The 25,435-nt window shown below is 68.7% G+C and carries 19 protein-coding genes; 4 read left to right on the plus strand and 15 right to left on the minus strand.

Going from position 1 to position 25,435, the window contains the following annotated elements; genetic code table 11:
* Position 1: 1 nt before the first annotated feature.
* The 11 genes from ACYQ5L_RS24655 to ACYQ5L_RS24705 form a co-directional block, all read right to left on the minus strand.
* Positions 2 to 6,478, minus strand: coding sequence for an SDR family NAD(P)-dependent oxidoreductase (locus ACYQ5L_RS24655; RefSeq protein ID WP_459960623.1), 6,477 nt, complete (start codon positions 6,476 to 6,478; stop codon positions 2 to 4).
* Positions 6,479 to 6,489: 11 nt separating this feature from the next.
* On the minus strand, positions 6,490 to 7,110 hold the full coding sequence (locus tag ACYQ5L_RS24660) for an SGNH/GDSL hydrolase family protein (protein WP_459960625.1): 621 nt from the start codon (positions 7,108 to 7,110) through the stop codon (positions 6,490 to 6,492).
* Positions 7,111 to 7,142: 32 nt separating this feature from the next.
* The gene (locus tag ACYQ5L_RS24665; protein ID WP_459960627.1) at positions 7,143 to 8,381 is read right to left on the minus strand and encodes an NAD(P)/FAD-dependent oxidoreductase; all 1,239 of its coding nucleotides are present in this window, start codon (positions 8,379 to 8,381) and stop codon (positions 7,143 to 7,145) included.
* 131 nt (positions 8,382 to 8,512) lie between these two features.
* On the minus strand, positions 8,513 to 10,288 hold the full coding sequence (locus tag ACYQ5L_RS24670) for an AMP-dependent synthetase/ligase (protein WP_459960629.1): 1,776 nt from the start codon (positions 10,286 to 10,288) through the stop codon (positions 8,513 to 8,515).
* A gap of 46 nt (positions 10,289 to 10,334) precedes the next feature.
* Entirely contained in the window at positions 10,335 to 10,973 is a 639-nt protein-coding gene (locus tag ACYQ5L_RS24675; protein WP_459960631.1) for an HAD-IA family hydrolase, read from the minus strand.
* A 67-nt stretch (positions 10,974 to 11,040) separates the two neighbouring features.
* Positions 11,041 to 11,973, minus strand: coding sequence for a LysR family transcriptional regulator (locus tag ACYQ5L_RS24680; protein WP_459960633.1), 933 nt, complete (start codon positions 11,971 to 11,973; stop codon positions 11,041 to 11,043).
* Between the two features lie 86 nt (positions 11,974 to 12,059).
* Complete coding sequence (locus ACYQ5L_RS24685) at positions 12,060 to 12,911, minus strand: MBL fold metallo-hydrolase (RefSeq protein ID WP_459960635.1); 852 nt, start codon at positions 12,909 to 12,911, stop codon at positions 12,060 to 12,062.
* 76 nt (positions 12,912 to 12,987) lie between these two features.
* Entirely contained in the window at positions 12,988 to 13,800 is an 813-nt protein-coding gene (locus ACYQ5L_RS24690) for a carbohydrate ABC transporter permease (protein ID WP_459960638.1), read from the minus strand.
* On the minus strand, positions 13,790 to 14,632 hold the full coding sequence (locus tag ACYQ5L_RS24695) for a carbohydrate ABC transporter permease (RefSeq protein WP_459963526.1): 843 nt from the start codon (positions 14,630 to 14,632) through the stop codon (positions 13,790 to 13,792). Before ACYQ5L_RS24695 ends, ACYQ5L_RS24690 begins: the two co-directional genes overlap by 11 nt.
* A 218-nt stretch (positions 14,633 to 14,850) precedes the next feature.
* Positions 14,851 to 16,215 (minus strand): ABC transporter substrate-binding protein, encoded by a 1,365-nt coding sequence (locus ACYQ5L_RS24700; protein ID WP_459960640.1) that lies wholly within the window; start codon positions 16,213 to 16,215, stop codon positions 14,851 to 14,853.
* Between the two features lie 43 nt (positions 16,216 to 16,258).
* Positions 16,259 to 17,431 carry an ABC transporter ATP-binding protein gene (locus ACYQ5L_RS24705; protein ID WP_459960642.1) on the minus strand — a complete coding sequence of 391 codons (1,173 nt, stop codon included), beginning with the start codon at positions 17,429 to 17,431 and terminating at the stop codon, positions 16,259 to 16,261.
* 202 nt (positions 17,432 to 17,633) lie between these two features.
* Here ACYQ5L_RS24705 and ACYQ5L_RS24710 point away from each other — a divergent pair, with 202 nt between their 5' ends.
* From ACYQ5L_RS24710 to ACYQ5L_RS24720, 3 genes are all read left to right on the plus strand, one after another.
* On the plus strand, positions 17,634 to 18,572 hold the full coding sequence (locus ACYQ5L_RS24710) for a PDR/VanB family oxidoreductase (protein WP_459960644.1): 939 nt from the start codon (positions 17,634 to 17,636) through the stop codon (positions 18,570 to 18,572).
* Between the two features lie 44 nt (positions 18,573 to 18,616).
* Positions 18,617 to 19,300 (plus strand): DUF8020 domain-containing protein, encoded by a 684-nt coding sequence (locus ACYQ5L_RS24715; protein ID WP_459960646.1) that lies wholly within the window; start codon positions 18,617 to 18,619, stop codon positions 19,298 to 19,300.
* 217 nt (positions 19,301 to 19,517) lie between these two features.
* Positions 19,518 to 20,063 carry a carboxymuconolactone decarboxylase family protein gene (locus ACYQ5L_RS24720; protein ID WP_459960648.1) on the plus strand — a complete coding sequence of 182 codons (546 nt, stop codon included), beginning with the start codon at positions 19,518 to 19,520 and terminating at the stop codon, positions 20,061 to 20,063.
* Positions 20,064 to 20,086: 23 nt separating this feature from the next.
* On the opposite strand, the gene ACYQ5L_RS24725 is transcribed toward ACYQ5L_RS24720, so the two are convergent.
* The 3 genes from ACYQ5L_RS24725 to ACYQ5L_RS24735 all read right to left on the minus strand — a co-directional run bounded on the left by ACYQ5L_RS24725 (position 20,087) and on the right by ACYQ5L_RS24735 (position 22,787).
* Positions 20,087 to 21,106: a helix-turn-helix domain-containing protein gene (locus ACYQ5L_RS24725; protein WP_459960650.1), complete on the minus strand. Its 1,020-nt coding sequence runs from the start codon at positions 21,104 to 21,106 to the stop codon at positions 20,087 to 20,089.
* A 96-nt stretch (positions 21,107 to 21,202) separates the two neighbouring features.
* Positions 21,203 to 21,823 (minus strand): GNAT family N-acetyltransferase, encoded by a 621-nt coding sequence (locus ACYQ5L_RS24730; protein WP_459960652.1) that lies wholly within the window; start codon positions 21,821 to 21,823, stop codon positions 21,203 to 21,205.
* Positions 21,824 to 21,833: 10 nt separating this feature from the next.
* Entirely contained in the window at positions 21,834 to 22,787 is a 954-nt protein-coding gene (locus ACYQ5L_RS24735; RefSeq protein WP_459960654.1) for an acyl-ACP desaturase, read from the minus strand.
* A gap of 467 nt (positions 22,788 to 23,254) precedes the next feature.
* Here ACYQ5L_RS24735 and ACYQ5L_RS24740 point away from each other — a divergent pair, with 467 nt between their 5' ends.
* A complete protein-coding gene (locus ACYQ5L_RS24740) occupies positions 23,255 to 24,631 on the plus strand; it encodes a hypothetical protein (RefSeq protein ID WP_459960656.1) in 1,377 nt (458 codons plus the stop codon).
* Here ACYQ5L_RS24740 and ACYQ5L_RS24745 read toward each other — a convergent pair.
* A complete protein-coding gene (locus ACYQ5L_RS24745) occupies positions 24,616 to 25,362 on the minus strand; it encodes an alpha/beta fold hydrolase (protein ID WP_459960659.1) in 747 nt (248 codons plus the stop codon). The two genes, ACYQ5L_RS24740 and ACYQ5L_RS24745, sit on opposite strands and share 16 nt — an antisense overlap.
* Positions 25,363 to 25,435: the final 73 nt, after the last annotated feature.

Genomic DNA, 25,435 nt, shown 5'->3' on the forward strand with positions numbered 1-25,435 from the left:
GTCACTGCGCTGTCTCCGTTCGCCAGTGCGCCACCGATTCGGCGAACTTGGCTGCCATGGCCGGCGTCGCTACGAACACCAGCTCGTCGAATCGCACCAGGACCGCGCCGTCCGCAGTGGTGGCCGTCGCGGTCGCGGTGATGCCATTGGCATTCCGGCGTACCCCGTCGACGGTCAGGATGAAGTCCGCGTCGCTCGGCAGCGGCGCGTAATAGTCGGCGACGCCGATGGCCAGCGGCAGGCAGGCCTGCCCGAGCAGACGGCCGCCGAGCACCGAGGGACCTTGCAGCATTACGTCCGCGAGCACCGGGCTGTGCAGGGCGCCGCTGTACGCGCCCTTGGCCACCCGGACATCGGTCAGGCGGCATTGCACGACCAGACGCTCATCGGTGAATTCGAGGATCGAGCGCAGCCCTTGCAGGCGTGGGCCGTGGAACTGGGTGGCGCTGGTGTAGATGGAGGCCCCGTCGGCGGCTCCGATACCGGACGGATGCGGCGACCGCCGCGGTGCGATCACCGTCTCGACCGCCAGTTCCAGCGTGGCCGCATAGTGGGAGATCGGCAGCGCGCGACCACTGTCACCGCGAGCCACCGCGTCCACGATCACCCGATCGCCCTCGGCGCGGCCCTCGGACAACTCCACCCAGCGGGGAATGTCCGGACTGCCATCGAAGACGATCCCCTTGTTCACCTGAAAGTCGCGCACCCGGATGACCCGCAGTCCGGGATGCGCCCGTTCGGCGACATTGATCATCCAGCCGAGTCCGAAGGTGGCGGGCAGCACCGCCTGCGCACCGATTCGATGATCTTGAATGACCGGATCATGTTCCACCGCACCGACTTCACGTCGTGCGATACGTGCCGCAGCGGCAGCCGGACCGGTACCTGCCAGTGCCGCCGCTTCACCGATCAGCACCCGCCCATCGCCCCGATGCGATTCGGCGAACTCATCGACGAAGGCCCGCGCCCCCGTCACCGGATCGAGCAATCGCACTCCCCGCGAGGCGAACAGCGCCCGCAGTTCGGGAGTGACCATGCCACCGTCCCACGCGGCCCAGTCGATCGCCACGCCGTGCCGCCCTGGATGCCGCTGCCGCCAGCTCGCGACGAAACGCGCCAGCGCCTCGTTCGCCGCCGTGTAGTCGGCCTGCCCCGGGTTCCCGAGCAGCCCGGCAATGGAGGTGAAAACCACCAAGTGCCGCAACCGATCCGAATCCACCGCATCGAGCACGGCCGCCAATCCGCGCAGCTTCGGCGCGAACACCTTCTCGACCTGAGCGAGTGTCTTGTCCGGCAGCAGTGCGTCAGCGAGTACGCCCGCACCGTGCACGACCCCGGTGACCGAACGACCGGCCAGCGCAGCCCGAACAGCGGCCGCATCGGCGACATCCACGGCAAGATAGGTCGCCCGCGCTCCAGCCGCGCGCACCCGATCCACTGTCGCCCGAATCTCCCGCTGAGCGACCAACGCACCGTGCAAGCGCTGAATCTCCCGCGGTGACGGTCGTCCGCCCGCTGCCCGCAGTTCTTCGATCACCGCACCCCGCAACTCGGCATCGGCCACACCCGCGGCCCACGCAGGCTCATCGGAAAGCTCGGTGCGGCCGAGCAGAATGAACTCCGCCGCACCGGTTTCGGCCAGCGCCGCCACACACGATGCGGTCACCCCGCGAGCACCGCCGGTCACCACGAACACATCATCGGATTCGAGGACCGGCTCCGCGGCCGCCTCCGGATCCACCACGGAGGTGACAACAGGATGCCGATAGCGACCGGGAACGACAGTGCGCCGCGCCCCGCCTACATCCACGCCGACCTCGAGGGTATCGACGGCCGCATCGTGCAACTCCGCCAGCACCGCGGCGACGACCTGATCGGAAGTCAACGCCGGATGCACATCCACAGCGCGGCAGAACAATTCGGGCGTCTCGGCGGCAAGGGTTTTCACCACGCCGCCCACCCCCGCCAGCAACCCCGCCTCCGGCTCGGCAACGCCGCTCAGCCCGAGCCCGCCGTCGAGCCGGGTCAGAGTGACGAACGCCCTGCGCCCCCTGGCGGCACTCGGCTCCTCGGCAACCGCCTGGGCTCCCGGACCGTCGGTGGACGCCGATCCCGCCGCGCGACCTCCCGACAGCGCCACACCGTGCTCGGTCGTGCGCCCGTGCCCGGCGGGCACGATGGCCGCGGTGGGCCTGTGTTCGGCGCCGGCCCGAGAAGCCTCGGCAGCACCGGTCGACCCGACCTCACCGTCGAGCCGAGTCTCGGGGACGAACGCCCCCCGGCCTCCAACGGACGTCAGCGCCGCTCGGCCGTGTTTGGCGAGCAGGATGGCCTCGGCCAGCCGGCGCTCGGCAGCCGCCCACGTCGGCTCCCCGTCCAGCACGACCAGTACGAGATCGACAGGCTCATTCAGCCTTTCGCTGATGGATCGTTCGGCGAGCTCACCGAGTACCACCGCACCAGCTCCGGGCTCGGTCGATCCGGTACACGTCGACCAGAACCCGGACTCCGCCGGGTCCATGGCCGCGCGCTCTCCGGGGGCGGCGGTGGACAGATCGATGCGGTGCACTGTCCAGCCGTTGGCTTCCAATCCCGCAACGAGTTTCGATGCGTCCTCGCCACCGTGGTCGGCTACGACCGCGACCGGATTGGAGTGGAAGGGCCGGTCCATGGTGTCGATGGCGGGCAGGTCTACGAGGCTGACCAGGTGGCGCAAGGTTGGGGTGGGGCCTACCGCTGAGTTCGGCTCAGTGGTCGGCGATGGCGCTTTTGGGTCGGCACCACCTGCCTCTCCGACCAGGATGTCGACCATTTGGTCGAGAGTTCGTAGTTCGCCGAGCATTTCGGGGCCGATGACCGGGAGGGCGGGGAAGCGTTCCTGGACCGCGCCGAGGACCTGGACTCGTTTGATGGAGTCGACGCCGAGGTCGGCTTCGAGGTCCATGGTGGGGTCGATCAGATCGGAGGGGTAGCCGGTCTTGCCGGCCACCACCTCGACCAGGGCGGCGCGGACGGATTCGGCGTCGAGGCTGTGGCCGTTGGTGTGCGAGGGGGCGGATGGGGTCGGCTGTGGGGCAAGAGGTTCCGCGATCGGAGCCGGTGCAGCAGCCGGGGCGGGGGCGGCTACGTGAGCCGCGGCAGGTGTGGTCGTGGCCGACGGTGGAGTAATGGGCGCAGTGGCGGTGAGGTTCTGCGCGGCGGGCAGTGGGCGAGGGGCGGCGGAGGGTGCGAAGACGGCCGGGGCGGCGGTGTAGGAGACCGGGTCGGACCAGGTTGCGGGGGCGGCGCCGAGTTCCAGTTCGGCCAGGCGGGCCAGGACTTCGGCGGCGCGTTCGTGGGCGTGGCCGATGGCCACGCTCTGGTCGCGGACCGCGGCGATGATCTCCGGGAGCTTCGGGTCGTCGAGGCCGTGCTGGGCGATGAGGCCGACCACCGTTTCGGCGACGTGCAACTGGCTGTCGAGGTAGCGGGAGTGCAGGGCGAGGTGCTGGACGGCCGGGTCCTCGCCGGGGTGGTTCCGGGGCTGCGGCTGGACGGTCATCGGGTGTTCCTCCTGAATGCTGTGTGCCACAGCGCCATTGGCGGAGATCGGGGCGGGAGTGGGTGCGGGACGGGCGGCGAGTTCGGCGACCGCGGAGACGCGGAAGCCGTCGGTCAGGCCGTCCCGATAGGCGGCCGCCCGGGCGGGAGAGATGTGCTCGGGGGCGGAGAGGGTGACGGTCATGCCCTTGCGCGCAGGCGTTTCGGGCACGGGGGCGTCGTAGCGGTTGATGCCGGTCAGGTCGGCGCCGAGAACGGCCAGGTGCACGGCCGCCTGCTTGAGGGCGATGTCCGAATCGCCGAGCGGGCCGCTGTCGGTCGGGATGGCGATGACCTCGGTATCGGCCAGGATGGTGCGGACCAGCCCCGTCAGAACTTGCTTGGGACCGAACTCCACGAAGACGGTCACGCCGTCGGCGTGCATGGCGCGCACCGCTTCGACGAATTCCACGGGGCGCAAGAGCTGTTCGGCGAGAGTGTCGGCATTGACCTCGGCATCGGATGCGTATGCGGCGCCGGGGCTGTTGGCGTAGACCCGGGCGGCGGGGCCGTCGATGCGGGCCGTGCGCAGCGCCGCGCGGAACCGGTCGACCGCGTGCCCGACATAGGGCGTGTGGAAGGCCGCCGACACCGGCAGCCGGCGCGCGGTGATCTGCTGTCCGGCGCAGACGGCGAGCAGCGCTTCGACGGCTTCGGTACCGCCGCCGACAACCACCTGCTCGGGAGCATTATGGTTGCACACCACGACATCTGGGGTGTCGGCGAGCAGTTTCTCCACCACGTCACGGCCGGCGGCGATGGCGGCCATGGCGCCGCTGTCGGCATCGCCGGCGACCGGCGCCATGGCCGCGCCCCGCGCCCCGGCCAGGCGGAAGTAGTCCTCGGAGGTCACCGCGTCGGCGGCCCACAGCGCGGTGAGTTCGCCGAAGCTGTGCCCGAGGAAGCCGTCGCAGCGCAGGCCGAGCTCGCGCAGGAATCGGAACTGGCCCGCCGCCAGCGCACCGATCGCGGGCTGCGCGTATTCGGTGCGGCGCAGGGTGGCTTCCTGCTCCTGGCGCAGGGCCGGGTCGAAGACGGTCGGCGGGAACACCGCGGCGGCCAGGCTCGGATGCTCGCCCGGGAAGGCGGCATTCGCCTCGTCGAAGGCGGCGGCGACGGTGGGCACATTGACGACGGCCTCCAGGCCCATGTCGAGGTACTGGCTGCCCTGACCGGCGAACAGCGCGCCGATCTTCAGTCCGGCCGGCGCCTCGCGCCGGAAGTACACGCCCTGCGGCAGCGTCCACTGCCCGGCCTCGGGCTCGGCCGCGAGCCGCTCGGCCGCCAGCGCGCGCAGACGCTCCGCCGTATCATCGTCGCCCGCAACGAATCCCACCCGCGCATGGGCGGCGGGCACGGGCCCGCCGTCGGCCGCGGGCGCACCGGAGTTCAGCAGTTCCAGCAGTGCGCCCGTATCGGTCGCGTGCCACAGGTAGGCCCGCGCCGTGCGATGCAGGTTGCGCACACCCGCGCGCTCGCGGTCGTATTCCTCGAGCACCATGTGGAAGTTGGTGCCGCCGAAGCCCATTGCCGAGGCGGCCGCCCGCCGCGCTTCCCGGCGCGGATCACGAATCCACGGCCGCAGTTTGACGTTCACATAGAACGGCGCCGAGTCGAAGTCGATGCCGCTATTGGGCCGATCCACATTGATGGTGGGCGGAAACACCTTGTGGTACAACGCAAGCGACAGCTTCATCACACTCGCGGTCCCGGCGGCGCCCTTGGTGTGCCCGATCTGGGACTTCACACTGCCCAGCGCCGCGCCGTGCCGCTCGGCCGCATTGTCGGTGAGCAGCTCGCGCAGCGCGCTCAGCTCGGTGCGGTCGCCCACGGCGGTGCCGGTGGCATGCGCCTCGAACAGCTCCACCGATGCCGGTGAGCAGTCCGCGTCCTCGTAGGCCCGGTCGAGGGCGATGCGCTGTCCTTCCGCCCGCGGCGCGTAGATGCTCTTGGCCCGTCCGTCACTGGAGGATCCCAGCCCGCGGATCACCGCGTAGATCCGGTTCCCGTCCCGTTCGGCATCGGCCAGCCGGCGCAGCGCCAGCATGCCGATGCCCTCACCGAGCAGCGTGCCGTCGGCGTCATCGGAGAACGGGCTGATCCGGTCGGTCTTGGACAGCGCGCCGACCTTGCCGAAGGACATGTACACGAAAATGGTGTTCTCCGTGTCGACTCCACCGGTGAGCATCATGTCCGCGCGGCCGTCGACGAGTTCCGCGATGGCCATCCGCATGGCCGACAGGGAGGCGGCGCAGGCGGCGTCCACGGTGCAGTTGAGCCCGCCCAGATCCAGCCGGTTGGCGATCCGCCCGGCGACCACATTGGCGAGGAAGCCCGGGAAGGAGTTCTCCTCCCACGGCGCGAACGCCCGCACATACCGATCGGCGATCTCCTCGGCGTCGGCCTGGGTCAGGCCCGCGGCCCGCACCACCTCCTCGAGCACGGGCGTGGACAGCCGCGCCGCCAGCGGATGCATGAGCGGCACCGGCCCGGTGGTGCCCAGCACCACGCCGGTCCGCGCGGGCCGATACCATGGCGAGCCGTCGGCCCCGGTGTCCTGCAACAGATCTCGCGCCACCATCAGACTCAGCGTCTGCATGGTGCTGGTCACGTCGAGCTGATTGGGCGGCATGCCGAATTCGAGCGGATCGAATTCGACGTCCGGCAGGAACGCCCCGCGCCGGGAGTAGGTCTTGTCCCGCGCGTCGGGATCCGGGTCGTAGTAGTCGGAAACGCGCCATCGGGATTCCGGCACCTCGGAGGTGCAGTCCAGACCGTCGACAATGTTCTGCCAGTAGTCGCGGTGGTTGCGCGCCATGGGGAACAGGCTGGACATGCCGACGATCGCGATCGGATTGTCGGCCAGGCGCCGTCCGATTCGCAGTGATTCCTCGCTCACGGTCTTCCTTCCTAAATGGCCGCGGCCGTAGCCACGGCCAGCGGCATCCCGGTGGTCGCCAGCAGTTCGGCGACCTCGCGGGCGAACCACTGGTGTCCACGCGGGCTGGGGTGCAGGCCGTCCGGCGACCACATATCCGGATCGGCCCATTCGGGGATGGCGGTGACGTCCAGGCACAACGTTCCGGTGCGCGCGGTGGTCTCGCGCAGGGCGTCGTTGGCCCAGGCGAAGCGGTCCCGCAGCAGTCCCCGGAAGACTTCGGGGACAGGGAGATTGGCCGGGATGTCGGCGTAGGTGGCGGTGAAGACGACGGTGTCCATCCCGCACAGCTGATCGAAGATGGTGGCCAGATTGCGCCGGAAGCGGGCGGGGTCGAAGTCGCCGACGAGATCGTTGACGCCGACGACGACGCCGATCACCGGCGCCTTGTTGGTCAGGGCGCGGGCCAGTTGATGCTGCACGACATGCTGGGTGGTGGCCTGGTAGGTGCCCAGGTTGCGCACCGAATCCCGTGGCAGGCCCAGCATGTCGGACAGCCGGGGCACCCAGCCGTACCATTCGCCGCCGGGTGCGGCATCGCCTCGGCCTTCCACGAAACTGTCGCCGAGCGTGGTGAGTCTGATCGCGGGCATGGCTGTGCCTCCGGTTCGAAGAGGGGGTCCGGTCAGGACGCGGCTTCCGGGTACATCCGATCGGCGCCGGGAGTTCCGGCCGCGTCGTAGAGGCTGGTCAGGTGCTCGGGGGCGAAGAATTCCTTGCCGTGCATACCGCCGCCGATGAGGCGGAAGAACTGGCCCAGGCCCAGTTCGCTCTCCCCCGCGGCGCGGAAGACGGTCTCGTAGAACGGCGGCGCCTTCAGCTCGGAGATCATGCAGGTGAAGTTGAAGGTGTCGGCGGTGTGCTCGTCGCGGTAGCGCTCGTAGTCGCGCACGGCCTCGTCGATGGGCTGTTCACCGGACAGCCCGGCGTGCAGCTTGTCGGCGAGCACCTCGGCGTAGATGAGCGCATCGGAGATGCCCCAGCCGGTGAACGGGTCCTTGTGATAGCCGGCGTCGCCGACCAGCGCCCAGCCGGGTCCCGCCGAGCGACGGTAGTAGTTGTCCGGGTAGCGCATGGCCCGGAAGCGTTCGACGCGAGTGCCGCTGTCGCGCAATTGTTCCCCGAAATCCGGGCGGATCTGATCGAACACCTGCTGGAAATTGCCGTCCACATCGGTGCGGAAATCGGCGAAGCGATCGATTTTGCGCATGACGGTGACCAGGTGCTGATTGTCATTGGTCGGCCAGGCGCCGAACTGCTGCAGGTCGAATCCGGTCCAGTGGTGGAATTCCCAGTCCAGGCCGTCGTAGTAGCTGTAGTAGACGAAGCAGGAGGCCGGGACCACCTTGTGATATTCGGCGTCGACCAGATCGCCGATGGTGGAATTGCGGCCGTCGGCGCCGACCACATAGCGCGACCGGAATTCCTGTTCGGCGCCGTCTGCGGCATTGCCCTGCACGCCGATGACGCGCCCGTCCTCCCACAGCAGACCGGTGACGGTGAAGCCCTCGATCACCTCGGCCCCGGCCTGGCGGGCGGCATCGACCAGCAGTCCGTCCAGCACGGTGCGGCGGGGCGCGTACACCTCATCGATGCCCTCGACCTCGGCGAAGCCGCGCAGCGTGATTCCGGTGTAGGAGAAATTCAAGCGGCGGATAGGGGTGACGCCGGTGGCCACCAGTTTGTCCAGCAGGCCCCATTCCTTGAGCCGGGCCACACCGACCTGGTGAATGTAATGCGTGGAGACGGTATCGCTGGGAAAGGTCACCCGATCGACCAGCAGCACGCTGTGGCCTTTCCGGGCGAGCAGCATGGCCAAGGGCGAGCCGGCGCAGCGCGCACCGACCACGATGACGTCGTACATGGAATAATCTCCCTATTGCCGCCAATGTGACACAATAATTCTCGGCGCAGCCGTGGCCGGTCTCAACGGATGCGGCCGCAATCCCATTGGGCGATTGATGATTTCGATCGGAAATGCGACTCGGAAGCGGATCACGAGTGATAAAGCGCCGCGATATCGTCGGCGTAGGCTTGTTCGATCACCGCGCGGCGCAGTTTCAGCGAGGGGGTGAGCTGACCGTTCTCGACGGTGAAATCACCGGATACCAGGCGGAATTCGCGGATGGACTCCGCACGGGACACCAGGCCATTGGCGTCCTCGATCGCCGCCGCCACCGCGGGCGCGAGCTCGGGATGCCGGTGCCAGCCTTCCGCCGGCGCTGCCAGATTCCGCTCGGCCGCCCACGCCTCGACGGCGACCGGGTCGAGGGTGACCAGCGCGGTCACATACGAGCGCGCCTCTCCCAGCACCATGCAGTTGCTCACCAGCGGATGCAATCGGACCCGATCCTCGAGCGGCGTCGGCGAGACATTCTTGCCGCCGCTGGTCACGAGGATCTCCTTGCGGCGGCCGGTGATGTACACGAAGCCGTCCGCATCGATGCGACCGAGATCACCGGTGCGCAACCAGGTTTCGGCCGACGCGGTGTTCGGCCAGTAGCCGGGCGAGGTATTGAGCCCGGATACCAGCACCTCACCGTCGGCGGCGATCCCCACCGTGGTGCCCGGCACCGGACGGCCCACACTGCCGTGCCGGTTGGCGTGCACCTCGTTGATGGTCACCGCCGTCGCCGATTCGGTCAGCCCGTACGCACCCAGAATCTGGATTCCCACCCCCGCGTAGAACGCGTCGGTGGTCGCGTCCAGCGACGCTCCCCCGCTGATCACATACCGGCACCGGCCACCGAAAACCCCACGGACCGCGGCGAATACGGTGTCGTTCAAGGCGCGATGCCGACCGGCCAGCTCCGGATCGACGGCATCGGCCTCGAACAGCGCCCGCCCGTAGTCGACGGCGACCTGTTCCGCGGGTGCGCCGATGGCGCCCCGGCAGCGCTTGCGCACCTTCTCCAGCCCATAGGGCACCAGCGCCAGAAAGGTGGGCCGGAACCCGGGCAGCGCGTCCATCAGATCCGGAATCCCGGCCAGCAGACCGGTCTTGGCTCCCGAGTGCAGGCAGGCCAGCAGCACGGTCCGGCCGAAAATATGCGACAGCGGCAGGGCCAGCAGCGTCGCGGCATCCTCGGCCCGGAACAGTTCGGGCAGGTGCCGCACGGTATTGGCCGAGGAGGCGAACATATTGCGATGGGTCAGCACGCAGCCCTTGGGCATTCCCGTCGTACCGCTGGTGTACACGATGGTCGCCACGGCATCGGCGGTCACCGCCGCCGCGCGGGCGGTGAAGGCGTCCACGGCGGCGAGCGCGCCGGGCGGATCGGTGAGCAGCCGCACCGGCGCCCGCCACTGCGATTCGCCCAGCCGCGCCAGCAGGTCGCGCTGCTCGGCGGTCTCGGCGAACCCGTATGCCGCACCGGAATCGGCCAGGATGTGCGCGATCTGCTGCTCGGAGGCGGTCGGATAGACCGGCACCACGATCGCGCCGATGCTCAGCGCGGCGAAGTCGGCCACCACCCACTCGTAGCTGTTGCGCCCCAGCACGGCCACCCGATCGCTGTGCCCGACACCGCTTTCGAGCAGGGCGCGGGCGAATGCCACGACGTCTGCGCGGAATTCACCCCACGCGATCTCGTCCCACCCGCTCTCGGTGCGGCGGCACAGAATCGAGCGGCCGGGCGAGCGCCGCGCGCCCTCGGCGACGACATGGAACAGGCCCGCCCCGTCCGGGAGGACCTCGGCGTCGGCGCGACCTCGGGATACCGCCGACGGCTGGGCATCGTCGACGGATGTGGACAGCAACACGGTAACCACCTAGGGATTTCATTGAGGCCGGTGCTCGCCGCGGGAATGAGAACGGTTACCCGGCGGCCAGTATCCGGTCGAGCTGTGTGAGGGTGTCGGCATTTCCGCGATGCCGGATCGCCTGCCAGCCGGCCGCTTCGGCGGCTCGGCAATTGCGCCGGCTGTCGTCGATGAGCAGGCAGCGCGCGGCGGGCACGCCGAGCACGTCTTCGGCAATGCGGAATATCTCGGAATCGGGTTTGCGCACACCGTGTTCGTGCGATCGCACGATCGCCTCGAAGACGGTGGCATCGGGAATCAGGCGGGCGCGATAGGGTTCCCATTCGCGCACGCTATTGGTGAGCATGGCCAACCGGCAGCGCCCGCCGGTGCGGCCGACCAGGGCCGCGCACAATTCATCATTGAAACTGCGCTCGCCATACCATAATTCGCTGAATCGGCCGAGATCGGCGTGCGGCCGCCAGTCCGGGGCCAGCCGGTCGGTGACGCGGCCGCCCCAGTCGATTTCACTCAGGCTGCCGGTCTCCAGCGGCGCGAGTCCGTCGCCGCCGAAGTCGGCGGCGACGGATTCGCAGGCCCGCAGCAGCGCCTCGGCGGGCACCGCGCACTGCGCGGCCACCCGCTCGAGCACCTCCGCCACCGGGTCGGTGAGCACTCCGCCGAAATCGCACCAGATGACCAGTTCGCCGATCACGAACCCAGTCTCACCAGCTCCGCACCGGTCGGCAATGCCGATAATTCAACCGCGCGGTTGACGATTCCTATTGCGCCAGACCGGATTCCAGCCGCATTGCGGATTCCAATGGCCGCGCCGACTCGATGCAACCGAGGAAGGAACGCACGATCGGGCGGGTGTCGTCCGAGCGCCACACCACGCACAGTTCGACCGTCGGCACCGGATCGTGCAGCGCCACCATGACGGTCTGGTTGTAGCCCGCGGCGGGCGTGGCCCCGGCGCGCAGCGAGGACGCGAAGCCGACCATGGGTTTGACCGACACCATGATGGCCGTCGCATTGGGATCGTCGAGCTGATGCTCGACATTGAGTTTGATCCCGCTGCGTTCGGCGGCATTGTGGATGGCGTCGTACATGGCCGGGCACTGCTGGCGTTCGAACAGGATGCAGGACTGGCCGGCCAGCTCGCTGAACGAGGTCCGCGAGCGGCGCGCCCAGCTGTGCCCGCGGCCCACGACCGCCACCAGCGGTACTTGAATCAGTGGGCGGCAATGGAATTCGGTCGAGGCCGGTCGTCCGTAGACCAGCCCCACATCCAGCGCCCCCGAGGACAGTGCCGCCAGCTGCGGACCGGTGCGCTGTTCCACCAGGTTGATATTGACATTGGGCAGAATGGCGTGCATTCGCGCCAGCGCGGCCGGCAGGATGCGTTGCCCGGCGGCGAAGTTGTACCCGATGCGCAGGGTGCCGGCGCGGCCGAGCGCCACCTCCCGCACCGCCGATCGGGCCTCCTCGGTCTGGGTGATGATGCTGCGCGCGAGGTCGCACAGCACCTCCCCCGCCGGTGTGAGATTGACCTGGTGTGAGCTGCGCTCCACCAGTTGGACACCGACACTGCGTTCCAGCCGTTGGATCTGCTGGCTGAGTGAGGGTTGGGCCAGGTGTAGTCGGGCAGCCGCGCGACCGAAATGTAGTTCTTCCGCCACGGCCAGGAAAGACACCAAGAGTCTGAGCTCCATGCTTACCTCCCCTTCGGGATGGAGATCAGCGTATCCGGTCCGCGTAACGGCGGGTGAACCCTGCGAACGACCGGGTGAACGGTCGGCTATTCCTCAGCTGCCCGGCGCGGCCCTCGGCTACCGAAATCGCACACCAGGCCCGGATGCGCCAACCGCACGCGGCCCGGGAAAAGCTGTGTGGCCTCGGCCAATCGGGCCTTGAGCCAGACCTCGTCACTGGTGGGCAGATGGGTCAGCAGCAATTCGTGAGCGCCCGCCGCGGCGGCGGCGCGGGCGGCGTCGGCGGCGCACAGATGCCCGTGCGCGCCGCGGTCGGTGCGTTCCAGGCTGGCCTCGGCCAGGAACAGGTCGACATCGGCGGCCAGGCGCTCCAGGGCGACCGAGACGCCGGTGTCGCCGGTGTAGGCCAGCGATCCGGACGGACCGCACAGGCGCATGCCGCAATTGGGTTTGGCGTGCGGGAGCGCGATGAACTCGCAGGTGTGCTCGCCGATGACGACCGTCTCGTCGGGCCGGTATTCGCGCACGTCGAAGGCGGCCTCGAAGACGCGGTCCAGCACGGGCAGGGTTTCGGTGGTGAGCGCCGAGGCCAGGGTGTCCAGGACCGGGCGCGCGCCCGCGGGCACGTACAGCGGCACCCGCGGCAGCTCTTGCGGGGTATCGCCGAACCAGTTCTCGAATCCGGGATACTTCGCCAGCGCGAACGGGGCCAGCAGGGCCTTGCCCAGCGGCAGCAGATCGTAGCAATGGTCGATGTGCAGATGGCTGATGATCACCGCGTCCAGCACCGCCGGGGACCGGTCGGCGGTGAGCGCGGTGGCGATGCCGGGACCGCAATCCAGCAGGATCCGGCTGCCGCCGGTGTCCACCAGATAGCCGGAACTGGGCTGCCCGTCCGCGGGCATGCCCGCGCGGCAACCGAGCACAGTGAGTTGCATACGATTCTCCGTTCGAAGGGTGCGCACCGGGACGGTGCGCGGAGGACGGGGCGGCCGGAATGGGCGGCCGGAGAGGCTATTTCAGCCCCGAGCGCACGAAGGCATTGACGATGTGCCGCTGCAGCAGCAGGTACAGCAGCAGCACCGGCAGGCAGGCGAGGCTGGCGACCGCCATCATCGGACCCCACTGCTCCCCCTCGGTGCCCATGAAGCTGCGCAGGCCCAGTTGCAGCACGCTGTTGGATTGCCGCAGCACCACCGCCGGCCAGAAGTACTCGTTCCAGGCATTGATGAACAGCAGAATGGTCAGCGCGGCCAGGGCCGGGCGCAGGTTCGGGACCACCACCGTCCACAGGATCGACCACGAGGACCGGCCGTCGATCTTGGCGGCGGCAATGAGCTCCTTGGGGAACGCCGCCATGTGCTGGCGCAGCAGCAACACCCCCAGCGCCGAGCACAGCGTCGGAACCACCACGCCGATCAGGGAATTGAGCAGCCCCAGATCGCTGAGCAGGATGTAGTTGGGCAGCATGGTCACCTGGAAGGGCACCAGCCAGGTGCCCACGAACGCCAGGTACAGCACCCGCTGCAGCGGGAAGGTGTACATGGCGAAGGCGTACGAGGCCAGCAGCGCCACCAGCAGCTGCCCCGCCGCCGCCAGCGCCGCCACGAAGAAGGTGTTCGTCAGCAGCCCGGCGATATCCACCTTGTCCGCGGCGTCGCCGTAATTCGCCAGCGACAGCGGCCACGGCAGCGGCGACAGCGAGGTCACGTCCTCGGGCCGGCGCAGCGCGGTGGCGAACAGCCAATAGATGGGGAACACGCACACCAGCGCCGTGAGGGTCAGCAGCAGATGACTGCCGAGCGCGCGCAACCGGTCAATCGTCATGGAAGGCCACCTTTTCCGAGATCCACACCAGCGCGCCCGCGATGACGCCGAAGCCGGCGAACAACAGCACCCCCGCCGCTGCGCTGAGCCCGGCATCGAAGCTGTGGAAGGCGTAATCCCAGAGCAGGTAATAGATATTCGTCGTCGCCTGCGCGGGCCCGCCCTGCGTCATGGTGTCGATGAGCGGGAAAGTGAGTGTGGGACTGAGCAATACCGTCGTCAGCACCAGGAACAACAGCGTCGGCGACAGCAGCGGCAGCGTGATCCACCGCCGGATCTGCCCCGCACTGGCCCCGTCCACCCGCGCCGCCTCGTCGTAATCACCGCTGATCCCGGCCAATCCGGCCCACACCACCAACATGGCGAACCCGAGCAGATGCCACCCGGCGATAACGATGATCACCCACGGCGCGGTAGCCGCGTCGTAAACCCAGTTCCGATCCGACCCGAGCACCCGCCCCACCGCACCCGCCCCCGGATGCAACAGCCACCGCCACACCGCCGCAGCAGCCACCGGCGCCACCAAGAACGGCGCGAAAGCCAAAGCCTGATAAACGGTTCGAGCCCGCCCACCAACCCGCCGGCACGCCAACGCGATCAACAACGGCAGCAACACGGTGAACGGCAACAGCCCCACGATCAGCACCACGGTCCGCCCAATCGAATCCCCGAAAGACGGCAAACCCAGCAGCCGTTCGTAATTCCCGGCCCCGACCGCCCGCGCGGGCGAGGTCGGCATGAGGTTCCACGAGTAGGTCGACAACTGAAATGCCTGCACCAGCGGCCGATACGTCCACACGATCAGCAGCACCACCGCAGGCGCGAGATACATGTAGGGCACCGCCCGCCGCAGCACACTGCTGCGGCGAGCCGAACGCACCTGCGGTTCGCGGGGCGAAGCGCCAGCGCTCACCCGAGATTCGCACAGCGAAGCCCCAGCCCCCGCCTGCGATTCGCGGGACGAACCGCTGGACGGCACCTGGGGTTTCAGGGGCGAAGCCCCTGAGAGCCCCCGAGAGTTGGGGCTATCCGGTATCTCGAGGACGAACATCAGGGCAGCAGCTTGGCGCCGGCGTCGCGCGCGGCGGTGAGGGTGGACTGCGGCTCCTTGCCCTGGAACACGATCGATTCGACCGCTTCCATCATGCCGTCGCGAATTTGCAGGTAGCTGTTGCCCGGCATGGAGATCCAGGGTTCCATGCGCTCGAGCTGGGCGACATTCGGTGCGAGCAGGCCGTTCTGCTGGTACCAGGTTTGCAGGCCGTTCGGGTCCGAGAGCAGCCCGGTGCGCAGCGGCAGGTAGCCGATGCCCTGGGAGATCTTGGTGTAGGCGGCCTCACTGGTGAGGAAGCCGATCAGCTCCCAGGCGGCGCGCTGCTTGACCGGATCGTTGGACAGGATGTGCAGTCCGGCACCGGAATTGGTGGGAATGGTGGTCTTGCCGTCGAAGCTGGGCATGGCGGCCGAGCGCAGCTCCCACTTGTCCTTGGCGCCCTTGACGAAGGTGCCCTGCAGGGCGCTGGATTCCAGGATCATGCCCATCTCACCGCGCGCGAAGGCCTCGTAGCCCTGCTTCTGGTCGAATTTGGGCATGGCGCCGCTGTCCACCAGCTGCTGCCCCATGCGGGCCACCTCGACCACCGGCTGGTCGGCGAAGCTGAGCTTGCTGCGGTCTTCGGAGATCACGCGGCCGCCATTGGAGCGGACCAGGGACTGGAAGCACCAGTCCTTGGCGGACTTGGTGAGGCAGTCGATGTAGACCCCGCCCTTGCCGGTCTCAGCGGCAATGGCCCGCGCGGCGTCGGCGACCTGCGCCCAGGTGGCGGGCGGCGCGGCCGGATCCAGGCCCGCCTGCTCGAAAAGCGTTGCGTTGTAGTAGAGCACGGGGGTGGACAGCACGAACGGCACGCCGTAGGTGTGGCCGTCCCAATCGCTGAGGGTGCGCGCCTTGGGCGCGTACGGGTACTTCGCGCCGTCGAAGGCGCGCTGTACGTCCTGCTTGCCGAAGAGGGTGTCCAGCGGCTTGGCGCCGAGCTGGTTGATGGTGAAATCCAGGTCGCTGAAACCGATCTGCGCCACATCGGGCGGATTGCCCGCCACGATCTGGCTCTGGATGCTGGAGATGGTGTCGGTGGTCGGGTTGGGGCTGTTGCCCTGCGGCTTCTGCGCGGTGACGGTGATATTCGGGTGCTCGGCGCGGAACTGGTCGATCAGGGCGTTGAAGGTGTCGGTCCACGCGCCGGCCAGGCCGTAGTTGTAGGACTCGAAGACGATCGAAACCTGTTGATGCGGTTCCAGTTCCGGGACCGGCGACACCGTCGGCGAGTCCGTCTCGCCGGAGGCGCCGATACCGCAGGCGGTCAGCGCGACCAGTGCGGCGGTCACCAGGCCCAGCAGGGGCACGGTGCGTTTCACTTTGTTCTCCTCATCGGGGTGGTGCAGGTGGTGTCCGGGCCGGCTAGGCGGCGTCGGTCTCGGGGGTTTGGCCGATCTCGGGGGTTTGGCCGGTCACGATCGCCGCCGCGGCGGCGGATTGCCGCCAGCTGAGGCGGCCGCCGGAATCCGGATCGAACAGGTGGATGTCGGCGGGATCGATCTCGAAACCGATGGCCTCGCCCTCGCGCGCACCGGCCGGGCGCGGGGCGCGGGCGCACAGCATCGTGTGCTCGCCCTCCGCCGCGGAGTCACCGGCCCGCAGGTGGATCAGCTCTTCGCTGCCGAGGTTCTCGACCATGGTCACCCGGCCGCGAATCACACCGGGCCCCTCGGTGATCCGGAGTTTCTCCGGCCGGACACCGGCGATGACGGGCGTGGTGTCGTCCTCGGCGGTCTCGATGCCCAAGGGTGCGTCGATGCCGTCCGCCGTCACCCGCAGGCCCTCGCCGTGGCGGGAGACCAAGGCCGGGAACAGATTCATCGGCGGGGATCCGAGGAAACCGGCGACGAAGGTGGAGCGGGGCCGGTCGTAGAGCTCCTCGGGCGTGCCGACCTGCTCGACCTGGCCATTGTCGAGCAGCGCGATGCGCGTGGCCATGGTCATCGCCTCGACCTGATCGTGGGTGACGTAGACGAAGGTCGCGCCCAGCCGCCGGTGCAGTGCGATCAGCTCCGCGCGAGTCGCGCTGCGCAGCTTGGCATCCAGGTTCGACAGCGGTTCGTCCATCAGGAAGGCGCCGGGATCCCGGACCATGGCGCGGGCCAGCGCCACCCGCTGCCGCTGACCGCCCGACAGCGCCGCCGGGCGGCGGTCGAGCAGCTCCGAAAGCTCCAGTGTCGCCGCCACTTCCGCGACCCGCGCGGCGATCTGCGCGCGCGGCCGCCGGCGCGACCGCAAGGGGAATCCGATATTCTTCGCCACCGTCAAATGCGGGTACAGCGCATAACTCTGGAACACCATGGCCAGATCCCGGCGCTGTGGCGGTTCCGCGGTGATATCGGCGCCGTCCAGCAGAATTCGCCCCGCGGTCGGATCCTCCAGACCCGCGATCATTCGCAAGAGCGTCGATTTACCGCATCCGCTCGGGCCGAGCAGAACGAGGAATTCACCGTCGGCGATATCCAAAGTCACCGCGTTCACCGCGGCGGTCCCGCCGAATCGCTTGGAGATCGCATCGAGGTACAGCCGCGCCACTACCGCTCCTTCGGGTCCGGCCGACCGATTTCGGCACACGAGTCACGCGGTCAGTCTCGGCCGGATTCCCCCGTTTGCGGCCCGGCGATAGTGAACGCCAATCGGTCGAATCGAGTCACCACAGCAGTCGTGCGGTACCGCGATCACTCGGTGAGGGTGGTGGCGACGACGATCGGGATTCGATAATCGACAGGGGCCGAACATGACCGAGTTTCCGGTGCGGGTAGCCGGCCGCCGTGACGAGGCCGAGGATGTTTTCTCCCTGGTGCTGGCGGCCCGCGACGGCGCCGAACTGCCCGCGTGGACACCGGGGGCGCATATCGACGTTCATGCCGGTCCGGCCGGGGTGCGGCAGTATTCGCTGTGCGGCGATCCGGGCGACCGGAGCCGCTGGCAGATCGCGATATTGCACGAACCGGCCGGACGCGGCGGCTCGGCGCATCTGTTCCGCACCGCGCAGCCGGGCACGGAGCTTCGAGTTTCACCGCCCCGCAATAATTTCGAGCTGGTTTCGCACCCGTCGTATGTATTCGTGGCGGGCGGAATCGGAATCACCCCGATACTGCCGATGCTGGCGGCCGCCACCGCGGCGGGCGCGCGCTGGCAGCTGTTCTACGGTGCGCGCACCCGCGCCCATATGGCCTTCGCCGACCATCTCGCCGCACGCTATCCGCAGGTCGTCCTGGTCCCCCAGGATCGCGACGGCCCGCTCCCGCTCCCCCGCATTCTGGACGAGGCCGGTGACGCCGAAATCTATTGCTGCGGACCGGAACCCTTGCTCGTCGCCATCGAAGAGCAAGGCGCTACCCGGGGTTCGGCCATCCGCACCGAACGTTTCGCACCGCGACCGGCCGCCGCGCGGACGGCCCCCGACGAGGCTTTCGAGGTGCGCCTGGCCAGTACCGGCGCCGCCTATCGCGTCGGCCCGCGGCAATCCATTGCCGACGTCCTCGAATCCGCGGGCATCGACGTCCTCACCTCCTGTCGCGAAGGCACCTGCGGCAGTTGCGAAACCGCCGTGCTCGACGGCGACATCGATCACCGCGACGACATTCTCACCGCCGCCGAACGCGCCCGCGGCAACACCATGATGCTGTGCGTCTCCCGCGCGCATTCCCGCACGCTCGTCCTGGATCTGTGACCCCCGGTTCCCCGTTTCGAATATCTCGACAAGAAAGAAACAGAATGAGGAAAACCACTGCGGCGGGCCTGCTGCTGGCCGCCGCACTGGGTATCACCGCGATGCCCGCAACGGCCCACGCGGATGACGCCGTCGTCAACTACGCCGCCACCACGACCGAGGAGTCGATGATCATCAGAACCGATGCCGGTTCGCTGACCGTCGAGGACGGCGTCTTCACAATCAAGGCCGCCAATGGCGCCACCATCGCCGGCACCGAATTGAAGTTCCGCGTGGACGATTTCGAGTTCCCCATCGCGGCCGAGATCACCGACCGCACCGCCACCCTCACCCCGCAATACGACACCGAGCACGCGGTCTACAAGCCGGTCGCCCTGCCCTACGAGAACCAGGCACCCTGGAAGTCCGAATACGACCGCGAGGTCGCCGCCTGGTCCCGCCTGACCAGCACCATCTCCATGGGCGCCACCATCGGCACCCTGGCCGGCGGCATCGGCGGCGCGGCCCTGGGCTGCGTCGTCGGCGCCGGTGTCGCCTTCGCCGCGACCACCCCGCTGCTGCTCATGTTCGGCGCCGGCCCCCTCGGCGGCTGCCTCGTCGGCGCCAGCCTCGTCGGCTTCCTCGGCACCCTCGCGGGTCAGATCTTCGTGACCGCCCCGGTCGCGATCATGGCCGCGGTGCAGTACTTCACCACGATCAACCAGCCCTTCACCGCACCGGCGAAATAGGCTGGCAGCCCGGCGAGCTCGCCGGGGGACACCGACCCCGTCTGCACCGCAGGCGGGGTCTTTCTCGCATCGGCCTGTCGCGTTCGGTCCCCATTGTGGCGCATTCGGTCCCGCTGGAGCCGCCTGCGCCGACCGTAGGTTCGACGTCGTGGGCCGGGAGCATCCGATCGGTGGAACCGGCGCACCGAGAAACGTTTCACGAGAAGAGGATCCACTCATGTCCCGCCTGCCCCTGATTCAGCCCGACGCCGCCACCGGCAAGGCCGCCGACCTGCTCGCCGGCGTGCAGAAGGCCCTCGGCGTCACCCCCAACATGACCAAGGCCATGGTCAACAGCCCCGCCGTACTGGAGGCCTACCTGGGCTTCTCCGGCGCCCTGGGCGGTGGTGCGCTGCCGGCTCCGGTGCGGGAGCGGATCGCGCTGCTGGTCGCCGAGGAGAACGGTTGCGACTACTGCCTTTCCGCGCACTCCTACATCGGCACGAACATCGCCAAGCTCAGCGCCGAGGAGATCGCGGCCAGCCGCCACGGTGAGTCTTCCGACGCGAAGGCCGCCGCGGTGCTGGCGTTCGCGACGGCGGTGGTGCGCACCCGCGGCGGGGTCGAGGAGGCCGACATCAAGGCCGCCCGCGCCGCGGGCCTGACCGATGGTGAGATCACCGAGGTCATCGCCAATGTGGCGCTCAATGTGTTCACCAATTACCTGAACAAGGCCGTCGACACCGATATCGACTGGCCGGTCGTGCGCCACCACGAGCACTGATCAGCCGATCGGCGTCGCGCGGACTATCCGGCACACTCGTCCGCGATCCCTCCGCGGAAGCCGTCCGGGGTCTGCCCGGTCCACCGGCGGAAGGCGCGACGCAGGGAGCGCGCGTCGGTATAGCCGACGCGGGCGGCGACCGATTGGACCGGAAGTTCGGTGTCGCGCAACAGGTTCCGGGCTTGCCGCAAGCGGACCTGCTCGATCTCGGCGCGCCAGGTCGTGTCCAGCTCGCGCAGGCGACGCTGCAGGGTTCGCGGGCTGAGCGCCAGCCGGCGGGCGACGGCGTCGAGCCCGGGCTCGCCACACGCCAGCGCGTCGGATATCACGAGGTGCAGTTCCTCCCGCCAGTCCGGCGCCCGCCGGGAATCGGCGAGCAGCAGTTCGGCGTAGTGGCAGAGCACCTCACCCAGACCCGGATCGCCGCCGGTGGCCAGCGCGCCCGCGCCCAGGAAGGTGACCTCGGAATACGGCGCTCCGAAATCGATTCGGCCGGTGCCGAATTCCTCGATCATGACGCGATACCGGTGCGTGCAGCGGTGGGTGAACGCGACCCGCACGGGCACGACCTCCTGCCCCGTGGCCTCGCGGACCCGACGCAGGATGAGCGCGAGCACGAACTCCTCGACCGGTACGAACACCGGATCGGCTTCCTGGGCGACCCCGACCCGGACGGTGAGCAGCGCACCATCCTCGCGGACCTCCCACACCACCGCCGGATCGGTGACCGCCGAACGCAACTCCATGACGGTGCGCAGACTCTCGGCCAATGTCGCCCGGCTCGTGAACAGGTAGTCCCACACCCCCAGCCCGCCCCGCTCGGCGGTGGCGGCCGCGCACAGGCCCGCGCCCGGACCGCCGACGGAGCCGATCAGTTCCCACAACCGCCACGCCGATTCGATGGGTATGCGCAACCGCGGATCGCCGGTTCCGTCCACCTCGGCACCCACGGCGCAGGCGATCTGCCCTCGTGCCGCACCGACTCTCAGGGCTGTCTCCCGCAGCACGGCGGCGGTTCGGATGGGGATGGTGCCTTCGATCACGGGCGGAGCATAGCGGAGGTTTCAAACCGATCGGTTTGTATTGTCGGCCCTCACGGACACCCCGCCTGTCCCGCAGGCGGGGCTTTCCATCCCGGCTTACGGCTGGTGACGCAGCAGCCAGACGGTCGGGCCGCCGCCGGGCAGGGCGACGGTGGTGGTCACCTCGAAGCCGAGCCGCCCGTAGAACGGGAGGTTCTCCGGCTTGGAGGTTTCCAGGTGAGCCGGGAGCCCTTCGGCGCGGCAGCGGTCCAGGCCGGATTCCATGAGATGGCGGGCGTAGCCGCGGCCGCGGAACTCGCGGGCCGTGGCGATGGACAGCAGATGCCGGTGCGGTTCCTGGACGTGTGAGGACCAGATCAGGCGGGTGGCCGCGGCGGCGCGGCCGTAGTGGCGGCCGTAGGCGCGCCACAGGGTGGCGCGCTCGGACAGCGTCATGGCCGGTGACCTGCGGTGCGGCGCCAGCCACAGGGCGGCGCCGACCAGCCCGGCCGATTGGTCGACGGCCAGCTCGATGCCATTGCCGGACGCCAGGGCGTAGCGGGCCTGGAGTTCGAAGACGGTGTGCTGCTTGGCCAGTCGCGCGGAGGCGTTCGGATGCAGCCACATGGTCATCGGATCGTCCACGAAGGCGCGGGCCAGCAATCCGGAGACGGTGCGGAGTTCGGCCGTGGTGCCCTGGCGCACCGGTCTGCCGGTCGTGCGTCCTGCTTCTCTCACTCCGCCGATGCTACGTTCCCGCTCGGGCCCGCTCGCGAGCCAGGGCGCGGTCGCGCTGTTCCTCGAAGCGCGGGATGCGGATCCGCTCGAGGTCGTCGAGGAAGCCCGCCAGGCGCTCCCGGGCCTTTTCGCCGCGGGCGGTGAAGTCGGTGCGGCCGAAGATGTTCCATTGGCGGATGACCGGCATGAGCACCTCCTCCAGATGCTGGCGCAGGTCGTAGACGCCGTGCTTGGCCATGAGCACGCCATTGCGGCGAAAGTTCGGCATGCCGGTGCCGGGCATGCGGAAGTTCTCCACGATCGTGTCGATGGCCTCCATCGCCTGATCGGGCACCAGGTCCAGCGCCGCTCCGCACATGTTCCGGTAGAAGATCATGTGCAGGTTCTCGTCGGCGGCGATGCGCTGCAGCATGCGGTCGGCGATGGGGTCGTTGCAGACCTTGCCGGTATTGCGGTGGCTCACCCGGGTGGCCAGCTCCTGGAAGCTGACATAGGCGACCGAATGCAGGAAGCCGGCGTCCCGGGTTTCGCCGGGTGCGCCGAAACCCGCGGTCATATGCGCCATTCGGGCGTTCTCCAGCGCCACCGGGTCGACGCCGCGGGTGACGACGAGGTAGTCGCGCAGCACGATGCTGTGCCGGTTCTCCTCCGCGGTCCAGCGGCCCACCCAGGCGCCCCAGGCACCGTCGTGGGAGAAGTTCTCCGAGATCTCGCGGTGGTAGGAGGGCAGATTGTCCTCGGTCAGCAAATTGGTGATCAGCGCCGCCTTGGCGACCTCGCTCAGCTGGGATTGCGCTGGATCCCAGTCGGTTCCGCCCAGGGCGGCGAAGTTCCGCCCGTCGTCCCAGGGCACGTAATCGTGGGGGTGCCAGTCCTTGGCGATGGACAGGTGGCGGTCCACGCAACCGGCGGCCACCGGTTCCAGTTCGGTCAGGATCTCTCGCTGGGTCAGCTCGCGCGGCAAACCATGCTCCTCGCCCGATCTCGCGGTGCTGCACGATGAGCAGCAACCTGTTCGCTATCTAGATCATCAGGCGGGCCGCTGCACGGGTAGGGCCGAAAGTCCCCTCGGGCGAGTGCCCGCGAACAGCTCGTGCGAAACCGAATTCCCGCGAGAGCACAACGTCCTCGATTCGCATTCCGTGACATCATCTGCGCGATATGCGGCCTTATCCGGAATCGAAATGGGCCAACATGATTCGAATGCGGGCCAGGACACCCGCAACACAGCGAAATGTGCTCGAATAATAGGGCTCCTTCAGTCACCCCCGACACGCTCCCGGAGCGGGCCCCCGGAAGAGCTCGCACTCTTCGGGGGCTACCCGGGATCGCGCCCCGAATTACTGTTCGGTTTGTCCCCGATTGCCGGGTATGGCACAGTTCGAACCGCAGAACGGCGGTGCCGGGGCACCGGATGGGAGGGTGGCTCGGATGTCGTGGGAGCCGACGCAGTTCACTGGTCAAGGGCAGCTTCCTCAGGAGTTCCTGAACTACGACGGGGCGCCGCTGACCTTCGACCATCTGTGCTCGATGTCCGCGAGTCCGCCCGAGGCGGCTTTCCGTGTCGCGGTATTGATCCGGCTCTGCGAGATCGTGGCCTCGTTCGAGGAGTGTTCTCTCGTGCACGGCGATATCGCGCCGAAGAACGTGCTGTGGAGTCGAATTCAGCCCGACGCGTACATCGTTCCGAGCACGGCGCTGCTGCATCCCGCCGAGACCATCGCGCCGCGCGCGCCCGATGGCGCCGAGTGGTGCGACCCGCGCCGGCTCACCGGACAGGTCAATGCCCCCGACCGCTACAGCGACCGGTTCGCGCTCGCGGTGCTGCTGTATCGCGGCCTGTTCCTGGATTTCGGCGCACCCTCCATCCCGCACGGCAATTGGCGGGCCACGCTGACCACCGAAGTGCATCCGGACCTGCGGGCATTGTTCGAGCGCGCGTTCGCCGACCCCCTCGCCACCGATGCGCGCCCGTCGGCCGGGGAATGGCTGACGGCGCTGCGGACCGCGCATCCCCCGGTGCCGCAGCCCGCGTGGCCGCCGAACACCGGCGCGACTCCGGCTCCCGCGCCCCCGCGCGGCACCTCGGGCGCGCTCGTCGGCGGCATCGTGGCGGGCGTCGTCGCACTGGTCGCGCTGATCGCCGTCATCGTCGCGGTCGCAGCGCGCGACACCGGCGAGCAGAACACCGCCGCGGCCACCACGACCGTCGGCTACTCCCCGTACCCGACCAGCTCCACCTACGACACCGCGCCCACCACAACGGCTTTCGACTGGAACACCCTCGACTCCGCCGCCACCGACAAGACCCCGTTCACCGTGGACGCCCTGCTGCCGCGCAGCTTCCGCGATGCCAAGAATGTCGACTACACCCTGCGCACCAGCGGCGTGCACGAGTGCTATTCCTCCGACATGTCCTGGAACGTGCAGCAGACGCTGCGCGAATACGGTTGCACGCAAGCGGTTTCCGGGTCGTATATCGATCACACCGATCAGATTCTGCTGACCATCAAGGTTTTCGCATTCCAGAACGCCGCCGATGCCGTGCGGCTCTACGAGGGCATGCGCGGGCAGAATCAGGACTGGGGAATTCGCTGCCCGCTCGAAGGCGTCGGTTCCGAACCCTGCGATACCAATCCGGATTTCGCGGTGCAGGCCAGCTGGGGCGCTCAGCATTACCGCTATGTCTTCGAGGCCACCGCCCTCTACATCAATCTGACCCAGGACCGGAGCATCATGGAATGGCTCGATGCCGCGGCCAGCGAAGGGGTGAAACAGGCCGGGCCGGAGAACTATTGGCCCCGCTGAGGGCCGCCGATCCACTCGCCGATGCGGCGGCACACCCACTGGCCGTCGTCCACCGGCAGATCGTGACCGGCGGAGGGATGCAGCCGCATGGGCGCGCCGTAGCGCCCGGCGATGCGCTGCGACATCTGGAACGGCGCGAGCCGGTCGTGGGTGGCGGCCAGCACCAGCAGCGGAATCGGAATGCGCTGCGGCAGACGGAATCTCGCGGCGGCCACGACCTGGGCCAAGGCGTTCGCCGGGGCCACGGGGGTGTCGCTGTGATAGGCGGCCCACGCCTCGGCCAGCGCCACCCGGTCCACATCGGGATGATTGATGGTGAGCCGGCTGACGGCCGACTCGTGCGCCCGCGGCGTTCGGAACGACCGCCCGGCGAAGACCGACACCGGCTCCCAGCGCATGCGCCGCACGCTCGACACCTCGCGCGCACTGGTGTTCACGACCACGCAGCGCTCGAAATCACCGGGATAGCGCGCGCACCAGTCCATGGCGAGCATGCCGCCCAGCGAAATGCCCAGCACCGACCAGGTCCCGTCGCCCGGTTCGAATCGCGCGCGGAGGTCATCCGCGATCCCGGCGATCGTCCTCGGTGAGCGCCGCCGGAATTCGGTGCCGAAGCCGGGCGGATCGAGCAGCGCCACCGGCGCGCCGAGCTCGGTGGACAGCAGCTGCGGGAATGCGCCCCAATGCCTTTGATCGCGGGTCAGCCCCCGCAACAGCAGCCATCCGGTCATCGCGCCTCCCCACCGATCGCACCCGCCGCCCGGCGGTATCCCTACCTCCGGGCAGCCTAGCCGCGCGATCCCG

Source organism: Nocardia sp. IFM 10818 (assembly GCF_054655275.1).